Annotated in this window: 10 protein-coding genes; 4 read left to right on the plus strand and 6 right to left on the minus strand. The window is 62.8% G+C overall.

Translation table 11 applies throughout. The annotated features are described in order from the left end of the window. Positions 1-278: 278 nt before the first annotated feature. Entirely contained in the window at positions 279-2,246 is a 1,968-nt protein-coding gene (acs, locus tag LAN37_10510; GenBank protein ID MBZ5647642.1) for an acetate--CoA ligase, read from the plus strand. 86 nt (positions 2,247-2,332) lie between these two features. On the opposite strand, the gene LAN37_10515 is transcribed toward acs, so the two are convergent. The 3 genes from LAN37_10515 to LAN37_10525 form a co-directional block, all read right to left on the minus strand. After that, positions 2,333-2,485, minus strand: a complete 153-nt coding sequence (locus LAN37_10515) for a hypothetical protein (protein MBZ5647643.1) — start codon at positions 2,483-2,485, stop codon at positions 2,333-2,335. A 38-nt stretch (positions 2,486-2,523) separates the two neighbouring features. Continuing rightward, on the minus strand, positions 2,524-3,687 hold the full coding sequence (locus LAN37_10520) for a hypothetical protein (protein ID MBZ5647644.1): 1,164 nt from the start codon (positions 3,685-3,687) through the stop codon (positions 2,524-2,526). 251 nt (positions 3,688-3,938) lie between these two features. Next, entirely contained in the window at positions 3,939-6,374 is a 2,436-nt protein-coding gene (locus LAN37_10525) for a protein kinase (GenBank protein MBZ5647645.1), read from the minus strand. A 199-nt stretch (positions 6,375-6,573) separates the two neighbouring features. On the opposite strand from LAN37_10525, the gene LAN37_10530 reads away from it, so the two are divergent. Next, on the plus strand, positions 6,574-6,756 hold the full coding sequence (locus LAN37_10530) for a twin-arginine translocase TatA/TatE family subunit (GenBank protein MBZ5647646.1): 183 nt from the start codon (positions 6,574-6,576) through the stop codon (positions 6,754-6,756). Between the two features lie 126 nt (positions 6,757-6,882). Then, positions 6,883-7,323 carry a hypothetical protein gene (locus LAN37_10535; protein MBZ5647647.1) on the plus strand — a complete coding sequence of 147 codons (441 nt, stop codon included), beginning with the start codon at positions 6,883-6,885 and terminating at the stop codon, positions 7,321-7,323. On the opposite strand, the gene LAN37_10540 is transcribed toward LAN37_10535, so the two are convergent. Continuing rightward, positions 7,320-7,559: a zf-HC2 domain-containing protein gene (locus LAN37_10540; GenBank protein MBZ5647648.1), complete on the minus strand. Its 240-nt coding sequence runs from the start codon at positions 7,557-7,559 to the stop codon at positions 7,320-7,322. The two genes, LAN37_10535 and LAN37_10540, sit on opposite strands and share 4 nt — an antisense overlap. Continuing rightward, positions 7,553-8,170: a sigma-70 family RNA polymerase sigma factor gene (locus LAN37_10545; GenBank protein MBZ5647649.1), complete on the minus strand. Its 618-nt coding sequence runs from the start codon at positions 8,168-8,170 to the stop codon at positions 7,553-7,555. Before LAN37_10545 ends, LAN37_10540 begins: the two co-directional genes overlap by 7 nt. A gap of 268 nt (positions 8,171-8,438) precedes the next feature. On the opposite strand from LAN37_10545, the gene LAN37_10550 reads away from it, so the two are divergent. Further along, entirely contained in the window at positions 8,439-8,936 is a 498-nt protein-coding gene (locus tag LAN37_10550) for a hypothetical protein (GenBank protein MBZ5647650.1), read from the plus strand. A 383-nt stretch (positions 8,937-9,319) separates the two neighbouring features. Here the strand turns inward: LAN37_10550 and LAN37_10555 are convergent, their stop codons facing one another. Further along, on the minus strand, positions 9,320-12,082 hold the full coding sequence (locus tag LAN37_10555; GenBank protein MBZ5647651.1) for a protein kinase: 2,763 nt from the start codon (positions 12,080-12,082) through the stop codon (positions 9,320-9,322). Positions 12,083-12,172 lie beyond the last annotated feature (90 nt).

A 12,172-nucleotide genomic window follows, 5' to 3' on the forward strand; every position in this document is an offset into this window, starting at 1 on the left:
CCCCAACGCCTTCCCGCCGCTCCCTCTCTGCGGCGGGAAGGCACTCTTTCGTCTGCCGGAAAACGAACGCTAGGCATCAGTCTGCATGGGTCGAACAGTCGTAAAGCTTATGTCCCTGGGCCGCCGCACGAAGTTGTTATGAATCCCCACGCCGAATCCCAGCCCCGCAGAAGTGCCATGTGTAAGGCGGTGGTCATGCCGCCAGGCGGGACTTGTTTGCAGACAATCGGCTCCATTCCAGGAAAGCGCAGGTCATCGAGGAAGGCGCGAAAAGTTTAATGGCAACCGGCACTCAACCGACTTCAAGCATCGATTCCGTACTCCAGGAGAATCGTCTCTTCGAGTCCCCCAGGGAGTTCTCCGAAAAGGCGCACATCCGGAGCAAGGAGGAGTACGACAAGATCAGCGCCGCGGCGGAGAAGGACCCCGAAGCGTTCTGGGCCGGGATCGCCAAGGAATTGCACTGGTTCAAGCCCTGGGACAAGGTGCTGGACTGGTCGCAGGCCCCGACTGCGCAGTGGTTCGTTGGCGGCAAGTTCAACCTCAGCTATAACTGCCTCGACCGGCACGTCCAGACCTGGCGCAGGAACAAAGCCGCCATCGTCTGGGAAGGCGAGCCGGGCGACCAGCGCACCCTCACCTACCAACAGCTTCTCATCGAGGTCTCGAAGTTTGCCAACGTGCTGAAGTCGTTCGGCATCCAGGCTGGCGACCGCGTCGCCATTTACATGGGGATGGTGCCGGAGCTGCCCATCGCCATGCTGGCCTGCGCCCGCATCGGCGCCACCCACTCGGTGGTGTTTGGTGGCTTCTCCGCCAACGCCCTGGTGGACCGCATCACCGACCAGAAGGCCGTTGCCGTGGTCACCCAGGACGGCGGATTCCGCCGCGGCACTGAAGTCCGCCTCAAGGACGCCGTGGACGAAGCACTGCCCAGCTGTCCGACGGTGAAGCACGTCGTCGTGCTCCAGCGCAGCGGCCGCGACGTCTCAATGCAGGCAGGCCGCGACCACTGGTGGCACGAGCTGATGGAGAAGGCCGGCGACAAGTGCGAGGCCACCCCGCTCGATTCCGAGCACCCGCTGTACATCCTTTACACCTCGGGAACGACGGGCAAGCCCAAGGGCATCGTGCACACTACGGCCGGATACGCGGTCGGCACCTACATCACCGCCAAGTGGGTTTTCGACCTCAGGGACGACGACACGTACTGGTGCACCGCCGACATCGGCTGGGTCACCGGGCACAGCTACATCGTGTACGGGCCGCTGCAGAACGGCGCGACCTCCTTCATGTACGAAGGCGCTCCCAACCACCCGGCCTCGGACCGCTTCTGGGACATCATCGAGCGGCACAAGATCAGCATCCTCTATACCGGCCCCACGGCCATACGGACCTTCATGAAATGGGGCACGGAGGGGCCCAGAAAGCACGATCTGAGCAGCCTGCGCCTGCTGGGCTCGGTGGGCGAACCCATCAGCCCCGAGGCCTGGATGTGGTACCGCGAGCACATCGGCGGCAACCGCTGCCCCATCGTGGACACCTGGTGGCAGACCGAAGCCGGCATGATCATGATCGCGCCTGTGCCCGGCGCGGTCGCTACCAAGCCCGGCTCCGTCACGCGGCCCTTCCCCGGCATCATCGCCGACGTGGTCACACGCGACGGCAAGCCCGTGCCCGAGGGCTCCGGCGGGTTCCTCATCATCAAGAAACCGTGGCCGGCCATGCTGCGCACCATCTATGGCGACGATCAGCGCTTCAAGCGGCAGTACTGGTCGGAGATCCCCGGTGCCTACTTCACCGCCGACGGAGCGCGCAAGGACAAGGACGGCTACTTCTGGATCATGGGACGCGTGGACGACGTCATCAACGTCGGCGGCCACCGTCTTTCGACCATGGAAGTGGAATCCGCGCTGGTGGCGCACCCCAAGGTCGCCGAGGCGGCCGTGGTCGGCCGTCCCGACGAGATGAAGGGCCAAGCCATCGCCGCATTCGTCACCCTCGAGTCCGGCATCCGGCCCGGCCCGGAGATGAAAGAAGAGCTGCGCCAGTGGGTGGCCAAGGAGATCGGCGCCATGGCCAAGCCGGACGACATTCGCTTTACCGACGCTCTGCCCAAGACCCGCAGCGGCAAGATCATGCGTCGCCTCCTGCGCGAATTGGCGGGCACGGGCGAAGTCAAGGGCGACGTCACTGCTTTGGAAGATTTCGGCGTCATCGCCAAGCTGCGCGAGGAGGAACAGTAGAGCTGTCATCTGCACTCATCAGGAGTGCTCTTTCTCGTCGGCTTATTAACGCCGGGCGGACCGACTTTCGGCCCGCCCAATTTTTCTCAGAAGAGCGCGGTGTGCCGGAAGAGCTCGCTCAGTGCGTGCACGTCCTGAGCCGCTGTATCGCTGATCACGATGTAGCGCAGCCCGCGGCAGGTGGCCCAGCTTTCCTCCAGAATCTCAAGACTCTCACAACATAAGAAGATGTGGGCCACCCGCCTATTCGTTCATTTCGCCCCGCCGCCGCACTTCGCTATTTGCTAGGCGCCGCTTCTGCGGCAGGATGGATTCTGTATTCCTTGTACAGATCGAGCCGGTTGATGATGCCTCCAATGATGCCCGTGTATGCAAAGTACTCATACAGCACCTCATCCGACATTCCATGAATAGACTTGCGCCGGCACTCCCGTAGAAGGGGCAGGTCGGATCCATCTAAGGTCAGGATTGCACTTTCAATGAACCGCTTTGCGCCGGAAATGTCGGTGAAAGGTTCCTCCTCCTCGCGGTCTTGCATCATTTGCTTGACGCTCTCTTCTGTCGGAGCATTCTTGCTCGTGGAGAGGCGAGCGTACTTGGCCTCTTGGTAAGCCTTGTATTCGGGTGAGTTCACGACTGCCTCGTACTCTTCTCTCGTGTGCGGTATCCGGTGGAGAATCCTGAGCACCTGCTCGCGGGAGAACTTGGAGGGTGGCAGAGGGATGCCTTTCTTCTCGTAAGTGCGGAAACCCCTCACTTGGGTTGCGATGTCAGCAGGCAGGGAGTCAACGGGAACAGACTGCAAAGCCCTAAAACTCTCACCAGTCATGTTGATCGCCAGCACCAGGGCAGCGGTCGCACGCACGTAGGGTTCCTTGTCGTTCAGATCGGCAATTAGGTACTTGTCGGGAAGATCTGCGCGCATGCTGCCGTAGAGGAGGACCGCGCCGATGGAGCGGTCGATGGTCATCGCGTGCTGCGGTACGACAGCCAATACATTTGGATGTCTCAGGTATCGCTCAGCCAACGGCCCCGTATCGACATCGGTCTTGGACATCTGGATCAGCAAAGACAAATAGCCGCCCGGATCGACTTGATTCAGGTCGGCGCGCTCCAAACCCGACTCGATTGCTGCTACGGAATCCGGTGACTTGTCGATGCCGTACAGAAGCGATGATGCGTCGAACAGGAAGAATCCATCCTTCTTCTCGTCGACAATCATTCGACGGAGGCAGGCGATGCCGTTGGTCCCAGTGCTCCGAACCGCATTCCAAAAGACATCCATCTGCTTGGACTTGCTCTCCTGCTCTGCTTTGTTGAGCCTGCTGGGAAGAAAACCATAGGTTGCATTCTTCGCTTCCTGCAATTCAGCGCATTCGTGTTGTGCAACTGCAACTGAAGGGACAAGCAGTGCGATTACCAGTAGTGCGTTAAGGAGCATATGAACACTCCCCCCCCGAGGTAGAAGAACTTCGGAGTATAGCTGCACTCGGCCAGCCCACACCGAAAACTCCCGGATCGATCGCCTGCGACCGCCGATAGACGGCATTCCCGCTGCACGGTCACCCGACATCCTTCGCGGCTGAAGCCCCTCAGAGTGAAAAGCGAAGACGATTGCTTATCCCCACGAAACCCTGTTCATCCGAGGAAAATGAAGTTCCTCGGCGGCCTCTGGGTTCTCTGCGGTAAAAGCTAGCGGCGCCGTCCGGCCACCGCGCGGGCCTGGCAGTCGGAGGCGCGCTGGCGCAGGTCGGCGTAGGCGGGGGTGGCGCGCAGGTTGGCCATCAAGGGATCGAGTTCCAGCGCTTCGTAGGCGCAGTAGTTGCTGTCGATGGCGCTCCGCATCAGCTGCGCTGCGGCGTCTGTCTTGCTGCAATACGACAGGATGCTGGCGTGGTAGTAGCGCAGTTCGGGGTCGCGCTCGGCGAGCAGCGCCGGAAGCGCGTTGCGCAACGCCTCGTCGGCTTCCCAGACGGAGCCCGGCTGGAGGCAGGCGGAGAGCAGGAAGCGGTACCAGGTGGGGTTGGCGCTCATCTTGCCTAGCGCCTGCCGGGCCGCTTCCAGCTTGCCGGCGCGCAGGAAGACGGAGGGAAGGATGTCGGTCGCCCACTCCGATCCCGCGTCGATCCTCAGGAATTCCATGGCGCGGTCGGTCCGGCCCATCTCGAAGAATGTGATGGCGCAGGAACGGAAATCGAAGTTGCCGGGGTCGAGGGCGGCGGCGGTATCGCACTCGCGCGCTGAGTCGCCCAGCAGCCCGGCGTAGCGCAGCATGTAGGCCAGGGTGAAGTGGGCGTGGGCGTTCTCCGGGCGGAGCCGGACCAGTTCTTCGCCATCCTGGTAGGCCTTGGCCAGTTCGCCTTTCTCCACGCGGTTCTCGGTGAGGTGGGCGCGGGCGGAGATCAGGTTCGGGTCAAGGGCGATGGCGCGCTCGTAGGCGGAGTCGGAGCGCTTCATGACCGCTTCTCCGCCACCGAAATAGGCGGCGTCGTAGTAGTAGCGGCGGCCCAGCGTGTCCCAGGCCGGTGCGTAGCTGGGGTCGAGACCGACCGAGCGCTCCAGCATGGTGATGGCTTCCTTGTTGGGCTCGGCATCGTGGGGCACGGCGGTGGCCCGCAGGTAGAGGTCAAAGGCCTCCGAATTCTTGGGCACACTCGCGGTGGTGGTGACCGAGGCAGTGCCGCCCAGAACCGGGAGCAGGCCGCGGCGCAGCTCCGTGGACAGCTTGTCCTGGAGCTGGATGAGATTGTCGGCGGGCGCGGACACGCTGCCCTGCCACAGCACCTTGTTGCTTTTCACCTCGACCGCCTGCAAGGTCACCACCAGATCGTTGCCCTGCTTGAGGAAATGGCCGGTCATGATGTTGGCGACGCGCAGCTCCCGGCCGGCCTTCTGCGGATCGATGTTGGGCTCGTCCGAGTATTTCTTGGTGGCCGCCGAGGGGCGGATCTCCAGAAAGCGCGTGTAGGTGAGGACAGTGTCGATCTCGTCGGCCAGGGCGAAACGCAGGAAGTCGAGCTTGGGATCGGCGCCGACGTTCTGCAGGGGCAGGACGGCGATGGTGTTATTGGCGGCGGCGCTCACCGTGCCCGCGCGCCCGTGCTTGGCCCACCACACCGTGACCACGACCGCGAACATCACCAGCACGCCCAGGATCGCCAATTGGGCGTAGGTGTGCCGCACGCTGGCATAGCGGAACGTCCGCGTGGGACGCCGTTCCCCGGGCCGCATGAGCGTGGGCAGGATGTCGGAGTCGCTCTCGCGCTTCAGGCGGCGGAGCTCCTCGCGGATCTCGGCGGCGGTCTGATAGCGGTTGTCTCTCTTCTTCTCCAGGGTCTTGCCGATGACGTCCTCGAACGCCGGCGGGAGCGCCGGATTGACCACCAGCGGCGACATCGGCTTCTTGTGCATGATGTTGTCGAGGGTCAGCAGCGTGCTGTTGGCGGCGAAGGCCTTCTTGCGCGTCGCCATCTCGTAGAGCACGACGCCGAAGGAGAACAGGTCGGAGCGCGCATCGAGCTCTTCCCCGTTGGCCTGCTCGGGCGACATGTAGACGGCGGTGCCGGGGATGAGGCCGGCGCCGGTCTGGGTCTGCTCCTCGTCGGCAACCGCGGCGACGCCGCGCGGCCCAGCGGCCTGGGCCACGGGACGGCTCTCGCGCACCAGCTTGGCCAGGCCAAAATCCAGGACCTTGGCCTGCCCACGGCGGGTGATGAAGATGTTGGCGGGCTTGACGTCGCGGTGCACGATGCCCTCGCTGTGCGCGGCATCGAGCGCGTCGGCGATCTGAATGCCTAGGTCGAGCACGTCCTCGAACTCCATGGAGCGGTCGTGGATGCGTTCCCGCAGGCTCTCGCCTTCCAGCAGTTCCATGGCGATGAATGGCTGGCCCTGGTATTCGCCGATGTCGTAAATGGTGCAGATGTTGGGGTGGTTGAGCTTGGAAGCGGCGCGCGCCTCGCGCTGGAAGCGCTCCAGGGCCTTGGCGTCATTGGCCAGTTTCTCGGGGAGGAACTTGAGGGCGACGTGTCGGCCCAGCCGCACATCCTCGGCCTCGTAAACCACTCCCATGCCTCCGGACCCCAGCTTGCGTAACACCCGGTAGTGGGAAATCGTCTGGCCGACCAAGGCGAGGCCTCCGACAAATTTTGATGGTAGGTCTGGCCCACGGGCAAGTCAATGAAAACACGGCAGCTCCGGGTTACGAGGTTGCGGCGGCAGGAACCGGTTGGGGCGCGGGGAGACGCATTTTTTCGCGACTTTTGGGATGCTTCGTGTTCCAATAGAGAGAATCAGTGTCGCCCTCCGACACTTCCAGGAGATGTGAATGTTCGAAGGACTTTTCCAACCGATGCATTTGCTGGTGATCCTGTTCATCGCCGTGCTGGTGTTCGGCCCCAAGAAACTACCGGAACTGGGCAAGGGGCTCGGCGAAGGCATCCGCGGCTTCAAGGACGCCATGAAAGATGGCGAAAAACCCGCTGACACCAAGACCGACACCAAGACCTAGAACCTCGCCCGACAGCAAACCAGGCATTCATCCGAAATCTTCTCCCGCAGTTGAGGCCGTAATTCCCTGGTGACGATTGGCCGGGGGATGCGTCTATCCCTCATCTGCCGAGGGTGAGGTGTTTCTATGGGTAGTGTCACGAATACCGTCCTGCACGAAGCCGCGGTCGAGAGCGACAACGAAGTCAAGCGGACGACGGTGATCGGCGTCGGCTCGGTGTGGTTCGCCATCGCCCAAGCCGCCTGCGCAACCACGGTCTTCCTGAAGTCCGTCGCCATCGTGCTGGGGGTCTCCGTGGTATCGGCGGCGGCGGCACTGGAGCTGTTCCATACGCCTGCGGCGCGCATCATCCTGGTGTTATTTGCGGTGGGCGGAGCCGGCGCCAACCTGTACGTGGTCTGGAATACGTGGAGGCTGCGCCGCAATCCTGCGTCGCGGTGGCGCCTGCGGCCGCTGAGCACCTCCGAACGACGGCGCATCGCCATCGCCCTGGCTACTTCGATCCTGACGTTTGTGGTCCTGGGAGTCGAGGTCTGGGCGCACCTGATCCTGCACCCGCGGGGCTAGCCGGCGCCAACTTCCGCCGCCAGCCGCTTCATAAGCCGTTCGTGGAACCCGATGGGAAGATGGAAGGTGCGCTCGTCGGCGATGAGCACCAGCACATTGTGCGTGGAATCCACCAGCGCGGCGCAGTGCTTGCAGTTTTCCAGATGGGCTTCTATCTCGCGGCGCAATTGCGGATCGAGGTCGTTCTCGAGATAGTTCGAGATCTCCTGCCACACGTCTTTGCAGTGGATCACCATCCCTGCACCTTCTTCATCTGCCGAGAGGAAGCGGGTAAACGCTCCACCAGCATGTCGCGCAAACGCAAGCGGGCGCGAAATAATCGCACCTTGACGGTGGCCTCGGTCAGATCGAGGATCTCGGCCGTCTCCGCGATGGTCATCTCCTCCATGTCGCGCAGCACCAGGACTTCACGGTACTTCTCCGGCAGGCGGTCCACCGCTCTCTCGATCTCCTCGCGGACCTCCTTGCGTTCCAGGACGTCGGCAGGCAATTCGCGCCAGTCGGCGATCTGCAAAGGCGTGTAGCCGGAATCCTCGCCCTCGCGCTCGTCGTCCAGCGACTCCAGGTGCTCGGCCAGGCGCTTGCGGTAGCGCATGCGGGCCTCGTTGAGGGCGATCTTCACCAGCCAGTGGTGAAAGCGGGACTCGCCGCGGAAGTCCTTCAGGGCACGAAACGCCTTGAGGATCGCCTCCTGCGCTACATCCTCGGCATCGGCTTCGTTCTTGAGCACAGAGTAGGCCACCAGGTAGACCGTGCGCTCGTGCGGCTGGATGAGCTGGTAGAACAGCTCGCGTTCACCACTCTTGATGCGTGCGATCAGCCGCGCTTCGGCCTGGTCATGAAGCATGGGGCACACAGGTCCCGGGTCAGGGATGACGACGGTTACAGAGAAGTTACAGGAATGGGGAAATATTACGCGGGACGGACCAGGGTGACCAGCATCACAGCACCGAGCAGGCGTGCGCCGGCGTTGCCCGACAAGACTGAGGTAGTGCCGGGCTTCAGCCCGGCGATCAGCTGCCACGAATGAACCGGCTTCAGCCGCTGAGGCCCGAGCCCCTTTTTGGGTGACCCGCATCACAGCCCCTGGATCGGAGGTCGGCTAACATCGCAGGATGCCATCCTGGGAAAAGCTCCTCCATCCGTTCATGCGCAGCCCGAAGCGCCGGGGCGAGTGGGCGGAAGCGGCGTTCACAGCCAAGGCGATGGGCCAGGGGCTGACTGTCTGCAAGCCCTGCAGCGAGTTGGAGCCTTTCGATTTTGTCGTGTTCAATGTCCGGCGAGCCATGAACCGCGTGCAGGTGAAATCAGCATGGAATCGCGCTCCAGGCCTGCAAGGCTACGGCGTTGGCACCACGAATCGCAAACGTTTTGATCGCGCTCACTTCGACTTTCTTGTGGTAGCCCTGCCCCAGCAAGACGTGTGGTACGTCATTCCCGCCGACGCAGTGCACGGCCTGAGCAAGTTTCGTCTCTATCCAGCGGCGCCAAAGCGCAAGAAGACTCCTAGGGATTACGAGCAGTACCGCGAGGCCTGGCACCTGCTGACCGGCGACGAGCCCGGCGCCTGGGCCCGATACCAGCGCTTCACCATCCACGCGGGCACCGAGTAGGACGATTGCGCACCCACGCTATACAAATCCAGATTTTGCGCGTGTATTTGTCTCCAGGGAGTTGCGGTGGGAGGAAAGACCCACCGCAGCAACGCGGAGAGCCCCACCCAACAAAAAGCGCGTTGGGTGGGGCACCCGGCATCGCACATTGATTGGAAGTTAATTGAACGGCTGGATTCGCGAACCGCGCCCAGGAAAACGTGGGAGTGTTGGTGGGAGTGAGGATGCGAACGCGTCTTGTGGTCGCTGATCTGCGGGCTACAATATGTTGGGGGTGCGGTCCTAACTTGTGCTAACGGCTGTTATCGCTCGTTGAGCCGACCAGATGCGATCTAGGATTGCCAGAGGTGCTCTTGGGCAAACGAGCCAGGACGGCCGGAACTCTATTTCGAACTGAGCGCCGCTGTTCGTGTCGCTAGCGCGCGCTCCAACTCCGTGAAGATCCCTGTCGCCGATTGCGGTCGCCGCTCCGGCTCCGGCGCCAAGCTGCGCGTGAAAAATTCCTTCCAACTCTCGGGCGCCCATGGCAGGTGGACCGCCACAGGGGTAAAGCGCCCAGCAAACATCGCCTCCCGCCATTGCGGCGAACCCTCAACCGGAAAGGGTAATCGCCCAGTGAGCGATTCGTAGAGCACAACCGCCAGCGCCCACAGGTCAAAAGCCGGAGTGGGAGCGCAGCCTCGCATCTGCTCTGGGCCCATGTAGGGCGCCGTACCCACGACCACCCCCGCCGTGGTGTCGCGAGTGGCCTGTGTGTCCTCAGTCACAGTCTTAACCAGGCCGAAGTCGAGGATTTTTGCGACCTCGCCATCCTCGTTGCGGGCCAGGAAAATGTTCTCCGGTTTCAGGTCGCGGTGGATCAGCCCCCGCCGATGGCCAGCTTCCACGGCTGCGCAAATGCCGCGAAAAACTTCCAGCACCCGCTCCGGCGACAGGCGTCCGGCCCGCTGGATCTCTTTGCGGAGCGAGCAGCCGTGCAGCAGTTCCATGATCAGGAAGGCGCGCGAACCCGCGAGGCCGTAGTCGAACACGGTAACGACGTTTGCGTGCGAGAACGCGGCAGCTGCCTGAGCTTCCCGCCGAAATCGCTGGGCGGCGTTGGTGCTGCCGATCAACTCCTCAACGATCAACTTGGCGGCGACGTCGCGCTCCAGGGCGGTATCACGCGCCGCGTACACCGCTCCCATGCCGCCCCGCCCAATGCGTCGGTCAAGGCGATAGCGGCCGGCAAGCAGGCGCGGCGCTCGCACCTTCACCAAGGAACAGGCGTGTTGCGAGCAGGCCGACGCGCCCGGTTCGTAACACCGCCCGCATTCGGGGCATTCGAGGAACGCCTCTTCGGCGCCCACCGCCACCTGCGGACGCTCCAAAAGCAATGCCAGGCTAGAAGCGGTAGAGCCTAGCAGCTCGAGATCTTCACGACTGTACGGCTCTTCCGACCGTTTGGGCCCAAGCGCCAGCATAGCCTCGCGCTTGCCTCCGGCCATGGCAATCGGCATCAGCACATCCAGCCGGTACTCCAGCAGCAGCGCGGATTCGGCCGCCGGCAGGTTTTGTCCCCACTCGCTGGCGGGCGCGATGCGCAGCGGAGCTTCCAGCAGGCGGATCATGCCGATGAACTTGGCATTGGCCACTAACTGCGGCGGTGCCGAACTGGCCGGCGATGCGGCGATCGCGGTAAATAGCGATTCTCCCGCTTCCTTGACGTAAACGGCGGCAAATTCTGCGTGCAGCGCTGTTTCCACCTTGGCCGAAACCTGGGCGGACGCCCGCTCGAAGCTGCTGGCAGCGCGCAGATCATCAACAATGCTGCGCAGCAACATTTGTGCGTCGTAGCGGTCGCGGAAAAAGCGGCGATCCAGCGCGTCCAGCCAGGCCTGTCGCTTGCTATGCGCCAACAGCGCCAGTGCGGCCAGCGCACCGTAAACCCAGCCGCGCGAGCGCAGGATCTCGGCTATTGTGTTCTGGCCGTGAGCGAGCAGGTCCATCAGCAGCAGCAAGGCGAGCACTGGCACCGCCGCGAGCAGCGCACGGCGCGCGACCGCATACTGCAGGCCCTGGCGCACGATCACGCGTACATCGAAGATGCGATGCCGCAGCACCGCATAGGTCAGTGCGCAGGGAAAAGTAAAGCTGACGATAATGAGCAGCGGTCCAAGTACGGGGTGAATGTAGGGCCGCGCAATCGGGTGGTTGGCTCCCATGTTGAGCGCAAACAACCCGGGAATGGACACGATCCAGGAAACTGCCAGTCCCGCCACCACCACGCGCACGCGCCGCCGCTCGTTGACGTCATCCAGCCTGCGATAATTTGCGGCCAGCACTAACAATGCTCCCGCTGCAAACACAAGAAACAAAGGAATGGTCGTCGGTATGCTCCAATTCGGAATGCCGTCTCGCAGAGCCTGCGGCTGGTACGCGATGCGATACCAGTCGGGAAACGAGACCATGAACATAACCAACACCAGCGCCCACGCCGCCGCATAGGGCCAGAGCGAGCGAAACAGCCGGCGGGGAAACATGGCGCAGAATGTGAACATAATCCCAGCCATGCCCGCGACATTACAGAAAAACGGGAACACCAGTAGCAACGCCACCGCTGCCGGCAAATGCCGCAAAACCACTGCGGTGCCCGTGCCGAACAAACCGGCTGCACTGACAACGCAGGCCACCAGCCAGGCCGCCAGCAGCGCCACCTTGTCCCGTGGCCGTTGCCATAGGATGAGAAAGACCAGCCCAAAGCCGAGGACTTTCAGCGCCATTATGACCGGGAAAACGGAGTTAGGTACTATCCCCTGTCTCGTGCGTCGGGTCGAGACCAGTCTTGCGCTCAGGGGTTTCCCGTCGCGTTCCGCCTCCACCGCCTGAGGTTTGCCGATTTCCACTTGTGCCCGCACCGCCACCCAACTGAAGTAATTCCGTGTGCGGATCCCGTCCACCCGAAGCAGCGCGTCGCCGGGGCGCAGTCCGGCCCGCTCGGCCGGTCCCCCCGGAGCAATACGGAGCAGGATCATCCGATCGCTGGCGAAGTCGAAGTTGGCGCCAACTGCTTCCGGCCCGAAGCGGTTGCAGTAGACGATAAACGCGCCGTACAGGACGAACGTTGCGGCCAGGAACCACAGCCACCACGGCGCGCGCTCGCCCATGGGCGCCTCCCAACACTTCATACCTATCAGACCGCTCGACCATCAACAGAGGGGTCGGGTCGTGAGTGGGGATAAAGCTGTATAGACGGT

The organism is Terriglobia bacterium (assembly GCA_020073495.1).
Taxonomy (GTDB): Bacteria; Acidobacteriota; Terriglobia; order Terriglobales; family Acidobacteriaceae; genus JAIQFD01.